This window comes from Paenibacillus sp. FSL H3-0329, assembly GCF_037963285.1.
Taxonomy (GTDB): domain Bacteria; phylum Bacillota; class Bacilli; order Paenibacillales; family Paenibacillaceae; genus Paenibacillus_AQ; species Paenibacillus_AQ odorifer.
The window spans coordinates 3,746,689-3,763,219 of record NZ_CP150150.1; the positions used below are offsets into that span (position 1 = coordinate 3,746,689).

General features: G+C 43.9%; 20 protein-coding genes. 3 read left to right on the forward strand and 17 right to left on the reverse strand.

The window, feature by feature from the left end; translation table 11 throughout:
• Nucleotides 1-84 precede the first annotated feature (84 nt).
• Together NSQ66_RS16470 and map are read left to right on the forward strand one after the other, a co-directional pair.
• Nucleotides 85-630: a TetR/AcrR family transcriptional regulator gene (locus NSQ66_RS16470; protein ID WP_254924482.1), complete on the forward strand. Its 546-nt coding sequence runs from the start codon at nt 85-87 to the stop codon at nt 628-630.
• 7 nt (nt 631-637) lie between these two features.
• A complete protein-coding gene (gene map, locus NSQ66_RS16475; protein WP_036687603.1) occupies nt 638-1,384 on the forward strand; it encodes a type I methionyl aminopeptidase in 747 nt (248 codons plus the stop codon).
• Nucleotides 1,385-1,605: 221 nt separating this feature from the next.
• On the opposite strand, the gene NSQ66_RS16480 is transcribed toward map, so the two are convergent.
• From NSQ66_RS16480 to NSQ66_RS16515, 8 genes are all read right to left on the reverse strand, one after another.
• The gene (locus tag NSQ66_RS16480) at nt 1,606-2,346 is read right to left on the reverse strand and encodes a class I SAM-dependent methyltransferase (protein ID WP_080742510.1); all 741 of its coding nucleotides are present in this window, start codon (nt 2,344-2,346) and stop codon (nt 1,606-1,608) included.
• 178 nt (nt 2,347-2,524) lie between these two features.
• A complete protein-coding gene (locus tag NSQ66_RS16485; protein ID WP_076099066.1) occupies nt 2,525-3,499 on the reverse strand; it encodes an aminoglycoside phosphotransferase family protein in 975 nt (324 codons plus the stop codon).
• A gap of 225 nt (nt 3,500-3,724) precedes the next feature.
• Nucleotides 3,725-4,597, reverse strand: coding sequence for an AraC family transcriptional regulator (locus NSQ66_RS16490; protein WP_076099065.1), 873 nt, complete (start codon nt 4,595-4,597; stop codon nt 3,725-3,727).
• 238 nt (nt 4,598-4,835) lie between these two features.
• Nucleotides 4,836-5,315, reverse strand: coding sequence for a flavodoxin domain-containing protein (locus tag NSQ66_RS16495; RefSeq protein ID WP_076099064.1), 480 nt, complete (start codon nt 5,313-5,315; stop codon nt 4,836-4,838).
• Between the two features lie 33 nt (nt 5,316-5,348).
• Entirely contained in the window at nt 5,349-6,200 is an 852-nt protein-coding gene (locus NSQ66_RS16500; RefSeq protein ID WP_081382429.1) for a hypothetical protein, read from the reverse strand.
• Between the two features lie 61 nt (nt 6,201-6,261).
• Nucleotides 6,262-6,885 carry a TetR/AcrR family transcriptional regulator gene (locus NSQ66_RS16505; RefSeq protein ID WP_076099062.1) on the reverse strand — a complete coding sequence of 208 codons (624 nt, stop codon included), beginning with the start codon at nt 6,883-6,885 and terminating at the stop codon, nt 6,262-6,264.
• A 185-nt stretch (nt 6,886-7,070) separates the two neighbouring features.
• Nucleotides 7,071-7,172 carry a sporulation protein YjcZ gene (locus NSQ66_RS16510; protein ID WP_197069683.1) on the reverse strand — a complete coding sequence of 34 codons (102 nt, stop codon included), beginning with the start codon at nt 7,170-7,172 and terminating at the stop codon, nt 7,071-7,073.
• A 365-nt stretch (nt 7,173-7,537) separates the two neighbouring features.
• A complete protein-coding gene (locus NSQ66_RS16515) occupies nt 7,538-8,047 on the reverse strand; it encodes a GNAT family N-acetyltransferase (RefSeq protein WP_076126756.1) in 510 nt (169 codons plus the stop codon).
• A 165-nt stretch (nt 8,048-8,212) separates the two neighbouring features.
• Between NSQ66_RS16515 and xerS the strand changes: the two genes are divergently transcribed.
• Nucleotides 8,213-9,295, forward strand: coding sequence for a tyrosine recombinase XerS (gene xerS / locus NSQ66_RS16520; RefSeq protein ID WP_036687613.1), 1,083 nt, complete (start codon nt 8,213-8,215; stop codon nt 9,293-9,295).
• Between the two features lie 210 nt (nt 9,296-9,505).
• Here xerS and NSQ66_RS16525 read toward each other — a convergent pair whose 3' ends face one another.
• The 9 genes from NSQ66_RS16525 to NSQ66_RS16565 form a co-directional block, all read right to left on the reverse strand.
• On the reverse strand, nt 9,506-10,432 hold the full coding sequence (locus NSQ66_RS16525; protein ID WP_143766314.1) for an IS3 family transposase: 927 nt from the start codon (nt 10,430-10,432) through the stop codon (nt 9,506-9,508).
• Entirely contained in the window at nt 10,381-10,698 is a 318-nt protein-coding gene (locus NSQ66_RS16530) for a transposase (protein ID WP_036683594.1), read from the reverse strand. Before NSQ66_RS16530 ends, NSQ66_RS16525 begins: the two co-directional genes overlap by 52 nt.
• Nucleotides 10,699-11,288: 590 nt before the next feature.
• On the reverse strand, nt 11,289-12,551 hold the full coding sequence (glp, locus tag NSQ66_RS16535) for a gephyrin-like molybdotransferase Glp (RefSeq protein WP_076098789.1): 1,263 nt from the start codon (nt 12,549-12,551) through the stop codon (nt 11,289-11,291).
• A 168-nt stretch (nt 12,552-12,719) separates the two neighbouring features.
• On the reverse strand, nt 12,720-13,226 hold the full coding sequence (locus NSQ66_RS16540; RefSeq protein WP_036687616.1) for a DUF4178 domain-containing protein: 507 nt from the start codon (nt 13,224-13,226) through the stop codon (nt 12,720-12,722).
• 14 nt (nt 13,227-13,240) lie between these two features.
• The gene (locus NSQ66_RS16545) at nt 13,241-13,645 is read right to left on the reverse strand and encodes a DUF350 domain-containing protein (RefSeq protein WP_036687618.1); all 405 of its coding nucleotides are present in this window, start codon (nt 13,643-13,645) and stop codon (nt 13,241-13,243) included.
• Nucleotides 13,646-13,768: 123 nt separating this feature from the next.
• On the reverse strand, nt 13,769-14,437 hold the full coding sequence (locus NSQ66_RS16550; RefSeq protein WP_036687619.1) for a PspA/IM30 family protein: 669 nt from the start codon (nt 14,435-14,437) through the stop codon (nt 13,769-13,771).
• Between the two features lie 70 nt (nt 14,438-14,507).
• On the reverse strand, nt 14,508-14,846 hold the full coding sequence (locus NSQ66_RS16555) for a hypothetical protein (protein WP_076218215.1): 339 nt from the start codon (nt 14,844-14,846) through the stop codon (nt 14,508-14,510).
• Between the two features lie 24 nt (nt 14,847-14,870).
• Nucleotides 14,871-15,803: a dihydroorotate dehydrogenase gene (locus NSQ66_RS16560; protein WP_038571513.1), complete on the reverse strand. Its 933-nt coding sequence runs from the start codon at nt 15,801-15,803 to the stop codon at nt 14,871-14,873.
• Complete coding sequence (locus NSQ66_RS16565) at nt 15,796-16,500, reverse strand: dihydroorotate dehydrogenase electron transfer subunit (RefSeq protein WP_076141997.1); 705 nt, start codon at nt 16,498-16,500, stop codon at nt 15,796-15,798. The genes NSQ66_RS16560 and NSQ66_RS16565 overlap by 8 nt, the downstream gene beginning before the upstream one ends.
• Nucleotides 16,501-16,531: the final 31 nt, after the last annotated feature.

The following is a 16,531-nucleotide window of genomic DNA, read 5'->3' on the forward strand; positions in this document are numbered from 1 at the left end:
TGACAAATTTGCAGGTCTATATAAAAAAAGGAGGTTAACGCGCCCATGTGCCCCCGTACCAAAGAACAAAATGAGCTCATACGTATGCAGCGCAGAGAACAGATCCTGGACTTCGCCGCGCATACCTACTTCCGTACGGGCGGAAGCTTTGATATTCGCGACGTCGCCCGCGAGGCTGGTCTCGGTTATGGCACGGTATACCATTATTACCCCAACCGGCATTTACTAATAGAAGATGTGCTGAGCAGCGGCTTCGAGCGATGTGAGCAAACCCTGACTCAATGGGCGAACATCAGCCGGGACAACCCTGACGACAGGCAGTTGTTAACGTATTGCAAGACGCTACTCCAGTTGTGGCAGTCAGATGCCCGCGCATATCTCGTCTACAAAATGGCAGCGGAACATTTTACAGGCTTGCCAGAGAAAGATCGGCACCCTGCCAAGAGACGATTCATGGAAAGGCTGTATGTTCCACTCCAATCGACTATGCAGCGTGAAGACGACAGCATCAACCTTATGCTTGCCGTGTTGGTCGGCTGCTGCGGGCTGCACTACTATGCGAGCAATTCCGAGCTGGACATCGATCGAATCGCCCAGCTCGCGATACAAGCCATTACAAAGGAGTCCTGAAACAAACATGGTCATCTTAAAAAGCAAGTATGAAATCGAAGCCATCCGCAAGGCATGCCAGGTTGTGGCCGAATGCCATCGCACAATTGCCCCGCTCATCAAACCGGGCATCACAACGAACGAGATTGAGCGCATATTCGAGGATATTATTTTGAAGCACGGCGCCAAACCATATACGAAGGGCTACAATGGTTATCAATATGCGACCTGTGCCTCCGTCAATGACGTAATTGCACATGGCTTCCCTACAAATAAGCCACTTGAGGAAGGCGATATCGTGACGATCGACACGGTAGCGGAGCTCGACGGCTGGCTCGGCGATTCAGCCTGGAGCTATGCGGTCGGGAAGATCTCACCGGCGGCTGAGAAGCTGATGCGCGTCACGAAGGAGTGCCTTGACCTCGGCATCGCGCAGGCACAGCCCGGCAATCGGCTCGGAGACGTGACGAGCGCAATCCAGCAGCATGCCGAATCGAACAACTTTGGCGTCGTGCGCGACCTTCTCGCTCATGGCATCGGTCGTGACCTGCATGAGGAGCCTACCTATATGCATGTCGGCAAGCCCGGCAAAGGCCCCCGCATCAAGGAAGGCATGGTATTCACGATCGAGCCCATGATCACTGAAGGCACCTACAACATGACAATTGATCAGGACGGCTGGACCGCCCGGACGCTGGACCGCAAACTCGCCGCCCAATACGAGCATACGATCGCCATCACCGCTGAAGGTCCACAAATCCTGACCGCGCAATAGAACAATTAGAAGCCGACCAACGAGAGGGTCGACTTCTTTTTTATTTATTGAGCAGAACTTCTTTCTTCATCCGATACATGTGTGATCTTCTCACATAGGTGGAGAAAACGAATGTCCCGCGGACCGATTGAATTCTTAATGCGAAAAGTATGCTAAACTTAGGAACAACAAAATCCCCCTCAATCTGAGGGGGAGTTCTATTGCAATGCATTACGTTTCTCCTAACATTTCCTACAAACGCTAATGATAGATGAAGATGACGGAGAAAACGGCGTTTTATTCCAGTCAGCATATAGATGTTCGACGCGAAAGCCGTGACGGGTTAATAAAGAATGCAGCGTATTCGGATCCGTGAACCGACAAGCAATCCGGGAAGTCGTTCGTTTATACCCCCAATCACGCATCGTGACCCAATGCATGATATGCTGGCCAGCATCGTAACATTGTGTGCCTGATACCTTGACGTTATTTCCATCCTTATCAATAAATGATCCCCATTCTGTCTCCTCTTGATCGGATAAATCCGTTCCCTCCGGATTACGGGTCTCAAATGCAAAGATTCCATGAGGTTGTAAATGTTTGTGAACGGTCGTGAGCAAATCGCTTTGATCTTGATCACTTAAAAATGCCTGAAATGCATTACCAGTCAAATAAATCATCGAAAATCGCTTGTCCGATTCGAAGGTACGGGCATCACCTTCCATAAAAGTAACAGTCAGCCCTTTCGCCTTCAACCGCGCATATGCAATCATTGCTGAAGAGATATCTACACCGGTCATTGTTATACCGGCTTTCGAGAGGGGGATCGTTGTTAAGCCTGTACCACAAGCAAGTTCTAACACTTCCCCAGGACTCGATCTAGCAAGCTCAAGATAGAACTGATATTTGTCCATTTCACCGTCAAATTCAAGATCGTAATTTACCGGATCTTGAAATTCTTCAAGATTGCTATGTTCAATCAACACCATTCCCCCTTTCATTCCTTGTTATAATATAATCGAAATAAATGCTCATCGACAGCCATCGCGCTTAACAGTATTATTTTACTATTTTTTTGATAACACGTTTGGTGATAAACGGATATAATCAATTTTTATCAAACCTACCACTCCTCGTTAGTTCAACCATGAACATTCCATTTCATATTTTATAAAATATACTTTCACCATTGAGGAAGGGGCGACAATACTCAGCGCATAATTTGGGCATTCTTTCACGCATCCAGGCATGAACATGTACATTCTCCATCTGGAAGACGTAATATCCAATAATAGCGACCAACATTAAACCTTCCAACTGAAGTAGATCATTCGCTGTATTTTCGTACTCTCTGTAGTAACCCTTTAGGAAAGTATCTCTTCGATCGGATGGCAGCATCATAGCTCCCATGGCTACATCAAGTAAGGCATAACCGTTACCGAAAAAGCCAAAATCGATGAAGCGCACCTCTCCTTCGGTTGTGATGATGATATTACCCATACACAAATCCCCATGAATAAGGTCAGGGCCAGCCTCCCCGCCACGGTCATCTAACCGGGAGTTGATCAATTGCAGCGTTTGTTCAATGACATTAGCATCAGAAGGCGTAAATAAATTCTTTTTCACACCCGAATGAATCACACGGATCATCCGTTCATTATAAGCTTTACCTTGACTCGGTCGAATCTCCATACCTGTATGTTCGTACTGCCGAAAAAAAGTATGCAGTTCTGCTATTTGCGATCCCAGTTCTTTTACCAGTTCAAGATTGTTAACATCATTCATATTCATGTCTCTTCCATCCAGCCAGGTGAGGACGGAGCAGTTTAGCAGTTCACCTTCGTATTCAATGATCGTAATAAGTTCACCCTCATTGTTTCTTACGGGAGTCTGTATTTCGTTGCTGCTCCAGCTTCCCAGCTTCTCAAGCATTTGCAATTCTCCAAGAATGCCGCCGTATGTATGTTGCAGACCTTTCATGTCATCTATAAAAGGGTCATGAATGCGGAGTAAATATGATTTTCCCGTTCTGTCATTAACACGATAGGTTCTGTTCTCGTTATGCCTTAAGAAAATAATCTCAGGCTGTTGGATATCGTAACTGCCTAGTAAGTCCAAAAGCTTCTCGTTCGTCATAAGGACTCCTTTAAAATAGAAGGATTCATTGATTCAATCTTCGTCTGAATCATAAAAATTGAAATCTACAACATTCCAAAAATCATTCGACTCACCAATTGTACTTCTACAACATTTTCGAAATATCCTGCCTATAGCTTGACGAAGCTGCCGGAATGTTTTTCGCGGCAGCTTCGTAGTGAAAGGATATTCAGCTCTCAGTCTCATTAATCCAACCAAACTCTTTTATTTCTTAGTGATAGGCACCCATATTTCGCTTTTAAAATTTGGCGATGTGATATCTTTGTGCTCATTCCAAAGAATTTCAGGCCCTTTAATTAGCTCATATCCCGATGACGGAGCCCATTCCGAATATATTCGCCCCCAGATCTCTTGTAGCGCACTCGGAAAAGAGCCGACGACTGTGAATACAGCCCACATGGAGGCCGCCACTTCCAGCTGATCCAAGCCATTCCATGCGTCTTTCGTAGTGGCAACGCCAATATAATGATCGAACTCTCCTTTTTCCTCCATACGCCCCTCAGAGAAATTTGTAGAGGCGCTTATAAACCCTGAGGGCTCAACATCGGAAAATCTCTTCATCTCATCAATCATTTCCGGCGTCAACCCTTCATACATCGACGCAATCTCCGGATTGACCCCTTGGAAAATGATTGGTACCCGTTTTTTTATGCCCACGATGTGAAAAGATTCTTTGATTTCAATACGGTAATTCATTTCATTTCCTCCTTTGATAGTCAGCTGAAACGACATCCGAGGGAACGCCTTAAGGGATTGTCCATGGACCCGAGCTTCCGAAGGATTTACCCCATGCATGCTATGGAAAGCCCTAGAAAAGGAATCAGGCGAATTATAACCATATTTCAGAGCGGTATCGATAATTTTGATATTACTTTGTGATAGCTCGAGTGCTGCCAAGGTTAGACGTCGACGCCGGATGTATTCCGACAGAGTAATGCCTGCTAGGAATGAGAACATGCGAGTAAAATGATATTCCGAACAGCAGGCTATTTTCACAACCTCCTGATAATCAATTTGATTTGTTAGGTTCTCCTCAATATAGTTTATTGCTTTGTTCAGTTGTATCAGCGTATCCATGACGTTGCCTCCCCTCGTTAATTATAGGTTATCAGAGAAGGTTTTTACCTTCCCGACTTTTTCTGCACGATTCTGTAGGGTTTTCATGTTTCGATGAACAGAGACTCGATATGAGGAAGTAAAATTCTTCTCACAAGAAGGACTACTTTTTTTGAATGTCAAGATCATAGTTAACATAATCATAATTATGTTAACTATGACCTGAAGTACGTTTAGCAGTTCGTTTGTCCACTCACTTTCACTGCCTTTTCATAGCAAGCGCAAAACGCTCTATCGTCTCTTTTGACAACCCATTTACGTTCTTATTTTTTCTTTTTACCATCCGCAATACAAACCGATCTAGCAAAGTTAGCTTCTCTTCATAGATCTCATCTCCAAAAACTTCTTTCGTCACAGATTGGTTATATAACACTTCTGGAAACGCAGATTTCAATTCTTGTGAGGCCTCCTCACCTTTTGCTCCTGCACAAATAAACAATCCTACTCGTTTTTTCCCTAGTTCATGTTGATATTTTGCTGTAAAATCAGTCATTTGTTTTTGGATTTTCCCATAATAAATAGATCCTCCCAAGATGACCGTATCATATCGTTCCAGTGTCGGCTCTTTAGCATGCATCAAATTAACTACTTCGGTTTCTTCGCCCAGTTGAGATTTTAATAAATAAGCCGCTTTCTCCGCACACCCATATTTCGAGGTAAACATAATTATTGTCTTCATTCTAATCGCTCCCTTCCGCTCGCTGGTCACTTATTATCTTAAGGGTTCACGTACATGCTTTAACAAAATAACCATACAAGCAGCAATAGCTAAAGCCATCGTCGGAAAAATTACACACTCGGCTATAGACACAGCCACACCGCTATAGATCATTGCCGCCAGCATTGCCGTAATTGCTAGCAGTAATGTAACTCCTTTGAAAACAACGACAGTTGCCAGTAGGTACCCAAAAGGTTGTCTACGAATGACCATAATCCCCGTAACAATTGCTAATGGGACCAAGATCGCAAGATCCAAAACTTGAATTACCAACGTACTATAGTGCTCGAGCCCTTGTGGCGGTATTCCCCCCAGTAGTGAATTCAGTATTTTCCCTAGCCAGAGAAATAAAATCATAAAAGCAATAACCATTAGTGAAAAGCCGATTCCTTTAGAAGGTAAACTGTTTTTAAAGTAAGTATGTATGGATTCTTTATCGAAGGAAAATAAGGCTAGGATGAATGCGAAAAAACTTAAAGAAAACAACAGCACATAAACTAAAAACAATGAATTGTACATCGTCAGAAAGCTGTAGGATGCGTAAGTATATAAAAAGTACCCCAGAGTGCCCGTAAGGAGCATCCTCCCCTTTATCGAGCCTTTAATTGTCATGATGAGCGAACTGAGCAGTAAAGGTATGGCAAGAAATAATGTAACTCCATCCTGTGCTTTAGCTTGTGCCGCCGCAGAGACAGAATCATGGCTGTACACTCCTGACCCCTGAAGCTTTACATCCTCGCCCCATATTGACGTAAAAGTATATTTTGTTCCATCACTTATCCCATCTGAAAACAACCCAACCGCTGTTGCAAACACTGCAATAACCGAAATCAACACCGACAGCACTACGACTTTCCTTATATGTTTTATAACAACCTCCCCCTCCCTTCATGAAAATATTTAGATTTTACCTGGAGGCAATAGCAACCATTGAATCCAAATGACATGAAATCAGAGCTTCGACCTGATCATCAGGCAGATCTTTTTCGACAAGCAAACGCATAATTAAACCGAACGCTGCACTCCATATCACCTGAGCAGTGAGTTCTACGAAAGCTTCCTCACGGTTTTTCTGTGCTTCAAATCTGAACAGGCCCTGGCAGAGCATCCCAATCGCTTTACGCTCCTGGGCTGCTCCTCTAAATAGAACAGCTGTGTAACTAAGAACAGCCGGCGTATCGTTTAGCATGACATTCCGGTATTCTACACCCGTGGAAAGAGACATCCTGATGAACTTCTCCAATGATCGTTTTAAAAGTGTATCTGGAGGTAATTCCTGCTGTACCTCTTGTTGCACAGACTGAAGCTCAGTAAGCATATCCGTATATTTTTGTTGCAAATAGTTCTCGATAATCTCTTCTTTGCCTTTAAAATAATGATAAATAATTCCCGGTGAATATTCGATTTTCTCAGCGATTTTTCGGATAGAGAGCTTCTCTATTCCCACTTCAGCAATCAATAAAGCTGCATTTTGCAGGATCAGATTTCTCATTTCTTCACGCTCACGTACTTTTCGTTGTTCTTTAGTCATAAATTTGTCTCCTCATGAGTTGAACATTGTTTAATCATTGAACACTGTTTAATATATATTTCGGATTAGTTTTATGTCAATATCCTTAGTCACATGTATTCCCCTCCTCCAATGTACATATCTGGACATAAAAAATCCGCCAGTCATTTAGACTGACGGAACCTTTAATTTGTGAAGTTAAAGGATTACAGACAGAGGGTTTTAGTAATGATAACCAACAGGATAAACAGAACCAGAATAGCTCCTGTGGAAGTGAAACCACCGTATCCTCCTGCAAATTCGCCCATTGTTGACTCCTCCTTTGTAATTGAGTACATCATAAGATATGCAATATTGCCCTCACTGACTGGGTATTTTGAACACAAAAAATAAACCAACGACCCTTTTTATGGTGAATGGTTTAATTGGTTTACATAAATAATGTTATGTTAACTAAAGTAGAGAGCATTAGATGCTCATTACTTTACAATTCGTATATGTTCTTAATAGCTAGCCAGTTTTATAAAAAATACAGTTTCCTGGCCGTCCTTCTTGACGCTCTCTTGGTCATCCTCCACTGTCTAGCTCTCACTCGCTTAGCACCACTTTTCCATTCCATTTGCTGTTAATAGTAAACTCCTTCTTTAAGAAAAACCCGAAAACACACGGATTTTCATTTCTTAATTCGATTAATAGTTAATGTGTTGAAGTATTGGCTGGGGTTGCCTTGTTGTGGATTAAAGCGCTCTTGAAACTCTCCATGGGTATAGTCCCCGATCACTTTATGCCAGAAATCACGAGCGGGCGTATTCGCACGGACTTGTGAAACCTTCCATTCACCAGAGTACATATCAAATAGCTTATGCGCAGCCCATGTACCTACACCACTTCGGCGGTATTTTTGCATCACAAAAAACTCAGTCATATAAAACTGGCCTTCAGGATTACGCAATAACCTGTCCACCAAAGCAAAACCAGCAATATGCCCGTCCACCTTAAACAAATATGCGAATTTATTATTCCCGCTACTCCAATAAGCTTCTAGTCCCGGATAGGCCGGAAATACCCCGTCTTGATTGACATCAAATTCCAAATAACGGGTGAAATCATATAGGTAGAACTGCATTAATCTGCTTATAGTATGCTTACGTTCTTTAGGAACCAGCTCAATTTCAAGTTTCATTATGTGCACCTCTGATATTTATGTTTACTTCACATCATAAAGCTTAGCGGCATCAGGAGCAAGGCTCGTACCTAGTTTCCCCTTCATTCAAAGTCCAATATGGGACAAAACATGTTAAGATAGAAAGGAGAAATTTTATGCAATCTATGGAAAAAGGTGAATCACATGAGCGTTCAAAAGAACGATGACCGTAAAAAACTTGATCAAAAGCTACCCCTCATGCCCTGGTTCGTTCAGCAGTTTATTGACTATAAACGACCTGATCTCTCCCCCTCCACACTGCTGGAGTATATCCGGGATTATGAATCTTTTTTCGGCTGGTTGCGGGCAGAGGGCTTATCCCAAGCCGGCTCAAATACCGAGATCACGCTTCTAGAATTGGAAACCCTACATATGGACAGTATTGTCGGATATCGGTTGCATCTAACTACCCGAGCCGAAGGTACGAACACTCGTGTTACTGTATCCCGTAAACTATCTGCATTACGCTCCTTATTTCATTATTTAAGTCAAATCGCTGAGGACGAGAACTTTTATCCATTGCTTAAGCGAAACATTATGGCTAAGGTTGAGGTCAAACGAACACATAAGCCAAAAGACACTGCCGCTAAATTAAAGGGTAAGATTTTGGAAGATGAGGAATTACTGGAGTTTGTGGGGTACATTTATGAAGGGTATGGACGGGATGTGGAAGGCAACAAACAGGCTTATTATTCGTTTCAATTGAATCACGAGCGTGATGCCTGTATTGCCAGCTTGATTCTGAACTCTGGCCTGCGTGTATCTGAGGTAGTCAATCTAAACGTAGACGATTTGGATATTAACAACAAGCTGCTCTATGTCACCCGCAAAGGGAATAATGACGAAACGTTTAAGACACCCGTCTATTTTAGAGAGCAAGCTAAAGATGATCTAGCTCTTTATCTTAGTCTGCGCCAATCTCGCTACAAAACACCCAAGAGAGAAAAGGCCTTATTTATCTCTCTCCCTAACGGGCGTCAAGAAGGCAAACGTATGACCAAACGTGCGATTCAAGAAATGATTATTAAGTACGCTAAACGCTTTGGTAAACCGTATCTTACGGTTCATAAGCTGCGTCATTCTTTTGCAACAGATTATTATCTGCAAAATGATATTTATAAAACGAAGGAACAGCTCGGGCACGCATCCACCGAAACAACTGAGATCTACGCTCATCTAACGGATAAAACGATGTCTGAGGCGATCGAGCGACGTGTCGATAATTAATCATCACCAAGGGGAGCTCATACTTCGGTTGAGTAGCTGCTCTTCGCTAGTGCAGAGTTGTTATCGGACTCAGCGGACCTTAGACGCAGGATTATCTCACATTTGGATTGCCACCGGACCCCAAGGTCGCTATTGGCCTGAAATACGCAAATATGAGCTCCTTTCTATGAAATAGCGACGCTGGTGGACCTCTGTCAAGAAAGTGGACAGTCACGCAACAGACATTCTAGTCAATTGCTCAGCAAAACGAACTGGAGAAAGATACCCCAGCGCGCCATGCATTCGCTTGCGGTTATAATAAAACTCAATATATTGAAAAAGTGTCTGGTAGGCTTGCTCCTTAGTTTTGAATCGTGGATTACAATAAATGAGCTCCTTTTTCAAAATGCTGTGCCACGACTCGATACAGGCGTTATCATAACAGTTACCTCTGCGGCTCATGCTGGACTCCATGCCATACGCTTTCAACTGCTGCCTGTATTCATGAGAAGTATATTGAGAACCTCTATCGGAGTGATGTAATAGACCCTTTTCCGGTTGTTTAGCTTCGTAAGCATCTTGTAAGGCGCCCGAAATTAAGCTAGTTTCCATATGGTTCTCCAAGCGCCACCCCACGATTTCGCGCGTGCAAAGGTCCATTACACTAGCCAGGTACAAGCGCCCTCCCCGGCAAGGAATGTACGTAATGTCGGTAACCCATACTGAATTGGGTTTGAGTATTTTAAATTGCTGGTTCAGCGTATTCGGGGCAATCGGATGGTCATGATTGGAGTCGGTGGTCTGTACGCGATACGTTTTGGAGACAATGGAGCGAAGCTTCATATGTCGCATGTACACACTCACCGTGCGTTCGGTAACGGTATAACCTTCTTGATGCAACAGGCGGGTGATCTTCGGACTCCCATACCGCTTTTGATGGTCTGCAAAATGATACTGAATTCGCTTCATTATCGCAGCCTTACGAAGCATATGCGTACTGTTTTTTTCTGTCCGCCACTTGTAGTACCCGCTCCGTGACACATGTAGGGTCATGCACATCTTCTCCAAGAGAAACTCGGAGCGATGTTTTTCAATAAACTGGAATCTCAGTTCCTTGGTTTGCTGAAGATGTGCACTGCTTTTTTTACGATCGCTAATTCCTCTTCCACATCAGCAATCTTGTTATCTTTTTCTTGAAGTTGACGGCTCATTTCTTTCAACTGTGCCTCGAGTTCCCGTACTCGATCCACGCTAGCTGCCGGTTCATTCTTTAGTTCTCGATACTGGCTCATCCATTGATGCAGGGTACTTTTTGGGATGTTGAGCTCTTCCGCCAAGTCGCCCACTGTCTTTGTTTGCTCTTGAATGAACTGCACTGTCTGTTTTTTAAATTCTTCGTTATACCGTTGTCGATGTTCTCCCATGTGAACACACCTCCGTGGACTCATTATCGCCAGTCTGTTAACTACTGTCCACTTTTTATTCTAGCTTCATGAGGTCCGAAACCCCGCTTAAAAGGTGATAAATATGCAAATAAGATCATCTGGGTCCGTAAGCGTCCGCGGGTGATTAATCTCGGCAGTGGCGCAGCCAATAACTCAAAACAATAGAGCAGTAACTCTTCCGATAGGAGATTTACTGCGATTTGTGTCGCCTACCCGGAAACTTTACTTTCGCTTTTCTTCAAATTTGAATTACATTCGGCGGGCACCCCTAACCCGATTATTGTTGCACTAAAAACCCACTTACGGTACGCAAGTGGGTTTTCTTATTCTAATTTCTGGGGTAACCCTCCCTTTAAAACCGGTTGTTAGCGACTATTGGGTTAGCAGGAACGCTGTTTTTTTGCTTATCTATTGTGAATTTTTCATATGTTGAAATGTTGGAAATAATACCGTTGACCTAGCAATTCTATGACGATTTCTGTGCGTGCGTGGATATCAAATACCTTTAATTACTCCAATACCTGCGGTGAAATTTTGTTCATCATCGATGGGCAGAGTACCCTCCACATCTAGCCCCGAATCTCTCCTGGCAGCTTGATCACCGTTACCTTATCTCCGGCAGATAGCCCCTTTTCTTCTGGGGGTACAACTATCAAACAGTCGCTATCCTTGATCGTGACCGTTACGGAAGATTCATCAATGAGTGCCGGATAAGCAAACAAGCTGCCGTCTTTTATTTCTAAGCGAGCTCGCACAAATCTAGTAAAATTATTCACTCTTTTATAATCTGTACCGAGTGTAACGTTCCATTCCGGTAAAAAAGGCTGAGAAGCACTTTGCATCAGTGAAATCACAGGCCGTGCAAACAGTTGAAACCCAACGAAACAAGCCCCCGGATTCCCGGATAAAGCTAACAGCAGCTTACCCCCTCTAACCGCAGCAGTAGTTACGCTTCCCGGACGCATCGTCACTTTGTTGAACAACATATTACCACTTTGTTCACGAACCAAGTCGCCCATGATATCATAATCCCCCACAGAAACGCCACCCGTTGTGATCACAAAATCATAAGTTTCCAGCGCCATCTGTACTTTACTTCTAGCCAGCTCCAGATCATCCACAATAGCGCCTAACATTGCTGGAACACCCCCTGTCTCTTTGACTAGAGCTTCGAGCATAGGGGAGTTACTATTGCGGATTTTGCCAGGCTCCAGCGGCTCATGCACTTCCAGCAGCTCTGTTCCTGTGGCAAAGATGGCTACCTTGGGACGACGATAGACTTTCACGGTATGTAATCCAAACGCTGCAAGAACAGCTATATCCCCCGCAGAGATTAACCTTCCTGTTGGCAATACAAGATCACCTTGGCTTAATTCGAAACCTTGAGGTGTGATATTGCTGTTTGCTTCTAGTTTTTTTCGAATTCCAACGTAAGTCTTTCCTTCCTCTTCACGTCTCTCCGTGACCTCCAGCATCACCACAGCATCAGCCCCAACCGGTACTTGTGCACCAGTCATAATTCTTGCGGCTGTTCCCGGAGTTATATCTACCGCAGGCACTGCGCCACACGGAATATTATCCACAATTTCTAACCATACAACTTGTCCATTAACACAGTTACGGGTATCCCCCGCGATAATCGCATATCCATCCATACTAGATCGATTAAACGCAGGAAATGGGTGTGGAGCAATCACTTTTTCAGCCAAATAACGTCCACAACACTCATCCAGCGATACGTCTTCTGATTCTAGCGGATTGGCATATTTGATTATTTTGGCCTGAGCTTCTTTGACTTGCAGCGCTTCCCGCTGAAATTTATTATCCTTCATAAAGACCTCCGCTCTGAAACGTCGATTTTTGCTGTAATAGGTATTATTTTAACATGAGACCTCTTGAAGTAAAATTATAAACACAAAAGGCCACCATCCATGTTTATGGGCAGCAGCCTTTTCTACAATATTTTTTCCGGTATAGTGATCTATTACTTCTCTACTAGGCTAGGATGCTCTAATTACCTTTACATCCCCAGGGATTATTTTCTCCCCTTCATAAAGCATAAACCGTCCATGTTGCCACTCTACACGCAGTAGACGTGAATCATCTGATTGATATTGCCACACATGCTGCTCTCCACCATTCATAAATGGCGTCTGACCTGCAACAGCGACAAAACCTTCATATTCTTCCTCCAGGAAAAATGTATAGCCATCGAGCTCAAGCGTTGCTGGAACCTCAGCAGGATTATCTAACCGCCCATCGATAGGTCTGTACAATCCATATTGCAGCTGTTCCCGCTCTTCTATATGAAGATAAGATATCTGGCTTCCATCTCTAAGGGTCAGAACTACAGCATTACGGCCCCGATTATGTGTCCGGCCAGTAACTTCATAGGTGACAAGCGATACTTCACAAATGTCTCCGGGAGACAAATTAAGCATACTTTTTTGAACTTCCTGAGGCGCTGGCTTAGAGAAAAGGTTACCTATACGTTTCCACATACTCAACTTGATCGTTCCTCCTACATAAAGGCAGTAATAATTAAAGCACCCGTAATTTGCAGTGAACCTGATAGCAGGCCATATCCGATTTTACCAAGCTGTGTACCATGATCCAGATCCAGCTTCCCCCAATTTGCTAGTAGAAGCCGAACCGTTCTTTCTAAAATTAACAAAAGCAAAAATGATACCAACGAAATCAGCAACGCATCTAACAAACTATTGGAAGCCGCTATCGATGAAGATAAAATGAAGGCCTGAGCTAAAAGCTTCATTACAAACCGTGTAGTCACCGCCATATTTCCAGCCTTTAACTCTTCAATATCGTTATAACGAGTAAAAAGTGAATCTATATACATCAGTACAAACAGCAACACAGCGCCGCTCACCGTCCACACGACCATGGACACCAGAATATGGAGATCCATTCTATAGCCCCCGCTTAATCATTTTGCATGCCTTTCATAAGCATAGATAAAGCGAAGAAGAAACGAATTTCTGTCTCCCCTTCGCCTGTGAACACCAGCCGTGAACCGGCTAAAGATCAAATGTTATTGCTTCTCGTATTGTTTCATCAGAGCCGCCAGTTCATCTTCAACCGCTTGATCTTTGTTCAGCTTCTCGAATTCATCATCCAGAGATTTATTGCCTGAACTCATCTCATTGCTGGCTTCAGCCTGAGCTTCTGCTTGCAGCATTTTATCTTCCATACGTTTGAGACCTGCAGACGCTGAATCGGAGCTAAATCCGCTCATTGCTTTGTTGATCTCGGTTTGAGCTTTGGCAGCGTTATAACGCGCAACCAATGTCTCACGTTTGTTCTTCATTTGGGTAAGTTGTTTGCGCATCTCTTCAAGCTTGCCACGAAGGTTATCCGCAGAGGCTTTGTTCTGATCAAAGCTGGCTTTGTATTCTACCAGTTTAGCTTCAGCAGCATTTTTCTCTTCCAGAGCGCGGCGAGCAAGGTCAACATTACCCGCTTGAGCTGCTGCATGAGCCTGTTGGGTACGTTTGTTAACAAGCGCTTCTTGTTCTTCATACAGCTGTTTGAATTTCTTCTCAATGGCGATTTGCGCCGCTACAGCTTTTTCTGCATCTTCTAAATCTTCGGTCATATCACGAATGTATTGATCTGTCATTTTAATCGGGTCTTCTGCTTTGTCAATAATCGCGTTCACATTAGACATGGTTAAATCGCGCAATCTTTTAAATATAGACATGGTTTCATTCCTCCAAAAGATAATTTAATTCCTCACATGCTATCTTTTACGTAGAATTGTCACTACCGTTTCATATTTGTTGCGCTAAATATTGATTTACTTTTAAATTCACAATTTCCACGACTTCCATAATACCTTCTTTCGTGAGATTGTCATAATGAATCCCCATCACTACTGTGACCGTCTTGTTCAGCGCTTCAGCTACTCTGATCGCAATGGGCTCGCTTATCGTGTGCTCTTTATGATGAGGAACCGCTGAAGTCAGTACTTTAACCTGCTCCCCCTCCAGATAAGCAGTACTCGTAGCACCAATATGCCGAACACCTCCACTAATTAAGAGCAAGAGATCACGTCCGACAGCCGTCGCCTTCAGCTCAATATCCTCAGGATCAATCTGGTTAGTAGTCAATAGTATTCCCCTCACTACTTCACTTTATATAATGCCCCGTATTTCCTCTAGTGATTGAATATTTTCTTCAACCATAAATTGCTCAAGCTCTGCAACTAGCTGACTACCTGCACGCAAGTTCATGAAATTATAAGTTCCCACTTGGATAACTGCAGCACCTGCCATAATAAACTCGATGATATCCGTTGCTGAAGTGATGCCACCCATTCCGATCACGGGAATCGTTACGTTTTGTGCAACTTGATGCACCATACGAAGAGCGACAGGCTTAATCGCAGGTCCAGACAATCCAGCATATAAGTTATTGAATACACTGCTTCTGCGGCGGACATCAATCTTCATTCCTGAGATCGTGTTGATGAGTGAGACAGCGTCTGCTCCCTCCTCCTGACACATTTGTGCCATTTCAACGATATTTTCGGCTCCCGGCGACAGCTTTACAGCGAGGGGCAGTTTAGTTGCGCGTCTAACAGCCTGTACTACTTTTTGAGCTTCTGAAGTTTGGATCCCAAACGCAATGCCGCCCTCTTTAACATTTGGACAAGAAATATTCAATTCAATCATGTCCACTGCTGTCTTACCTGCACTCGCACGAGCATCTGCATCCCGCTGAATCATCTCAGCACCAAGAACATAATCTTCAAGTGTGCCTCCACCCAGGTTGACCAAACGAGCAGTATCGAGTGTTTCCCAATAAGGGCATTCTTTATCTATAAATGCAGCTACACCCGGATTCTCGAGTCCCACACTATTCAGCATACCAGAAGCTGTCTCATATACACGAGTGCCGGGATTCCCCGCTTTCGGATTGAGGGTTAACCCCTTGCCAGAGATTCCACCCAGCAGAGACACATCATACAGCTTGCCATATTCACGGCCAAAACCAAACGTTCCAGAGGCCATTATAATTGGATTTTTAAAATGAACGCCAGCAATTGTTGTGTTCAACTTAGTCATGGAAAACCACCTCCTCAGAAAGAAACACAGGTCCGTCTGCACAGGCCTTCTTTTGACCATCACGGCAGGATACACTGCAGACCAGACAGGCTCCAATCCCACAAGCCATTCGGTTCTCTAGAGAAAGGTATACTTTCGTTCTAATGCCTGCTTCTTCAGCAGCAATGCCTTTACGTTGAGCAGCTTTAAGCATAGGGTGTGGGCCGCAGACAAAGACATGATCATATTGGCTGAAATCCACACTATCCAAAATTAAACCGCCAACATCGACTACAAGCTCACTTGCAAGTGGGCGAAACGCTTCTGTCCGGTAAGCTTCACGGCTAAAGCCCAAAAAGATATCACTCCCCGGAAGCTGCTTCGCACAATAATAAAGCGGTGCAATTCCGATCCCACCGCCGATGAGCGCAACCTTCCCTTCAACCTGTGGAAATCCATTTCCAAAAGGGCCCTCAAGCTCTACCGAATCACCTGAACCCAGCCGTGAGAATATCTCCGTACCTTCCCCAACTACGTGATACAGAAATTCAACACTATCCTCGTGTACTTCATGTATACTTAAGGGTCTGGATAGGATGGGGTAAGCTCCCCATGCCCGTAACATGTAGAATTGACCCATTGCTCCGCCACTATTCGTCTCTACCTTAAGGTGATACACACCATCTGTCAGCCGTTCGTTACTTAGAACCGTCCCCACGTTATCAAGCTCCTTCAAATTTTATCTTTAT

Excerpts from the sequence above, each read along its gene's own strand:
- NSQ66_RS16470 (WP_254924482.1), top strand. The coding sequence starts at position 85 with ATGCAGCGCAGAGAACAGATCCTGGACTTCGCCGCGCATACCTACTTC.
- map (WP_036687603.1), top strand. The coding sequence starts at position 638 with ATGGTCATCTTAAAAAGCAAGTATGAAATCGAAGCCATCCGCAAGGCA.
- NSQ66_RS16485 (WP_076099066.1), bottom strand. The coding sequence starts at position 3,499 with ATGACGAACGAGAAGCTTTTGGACTTACTAGGCAGTTACGATATCCAA.
- NSQ66_RS16490 (WP_076099065.1), bottom strand. The coding sequence starts at position 4,597 with ATGGATACGCTGATACAACTGAACAAAGCAATAAACTATATTGAGGAG.
- NSQ66_RS16495 (WP_076099064.1), bottom strand. The coding sequence starts at position 5,315 with ATGAAGACAATAATTATGTTTACCTCGAAATATGGGTGTGCGGAGAAA.
- NSQ66_RS16505 (WP_076099062.1), bottom strand. The coding sequence starts at position 6,885 with ATGACTAAAGAACAACGAAAAGTACGTGAGCGTGAAGAAATGAGAAAT.
- NSQ66_RS16510 (WP_197069683.1), bottom strand. The coding sequence starts at position 7,172 with ATGGGCGAATTTGCAGGAGGATACGGTGGTTTCACTTCCACAGGAGCT.
- NSQ66_RS16515 (WP_076126756.1), bottom strand. The coding sequence starts at position 8,047 with ATGAAACTTGAAATTGAGCTGGTTCCTAAAGAACGTAAGCATACTATA.
- xerS (WP_036687613.1), top strand. The coding sequence starts at position 8,213 with ATGAGCGTTCAAAAGAACGATGACCGTAAAAAACTTGATCAAAAGCTA.
- NSQ66_RS16530 (WP_036683594.1), bottom strand. The coding sequence starts at position 10,698 with ATGGGAGAACATCGACAACGGTATAACGAAGAATTTAAAAAACAGACA.
- glp (WP_076098789.1), bottom strand. The coding sequence starts at position 12,551 with ATGAAGGATAATAAATTTCAGCGGGAAGCGCTGCAAGTCAAAGAAGCT.
- NSQ66_RS16545 (WP_036687618.1), bottom strand. The coding sequence starts at position 13,645 with ATGGATCTCCATATTCTGGTGTCCATGGTCGTGTGGACGGTGAGCGGC.
- NSQ66_RS16550 (WP_036687619.1), bottom strand. The coding sequence starts at position 14,437 with ATGTCTATATTTAAAAGATTGCGCGATTTAACCATGTCTAATGTGAAC.
- NSQ66_RS16560 (WP_038571513.1), bottom strand. The coding sequence starts at position 15,803 with ATGACTAAGTTGAACACAACAATTGCTGGCGTTCATTTTAAAAATCCA.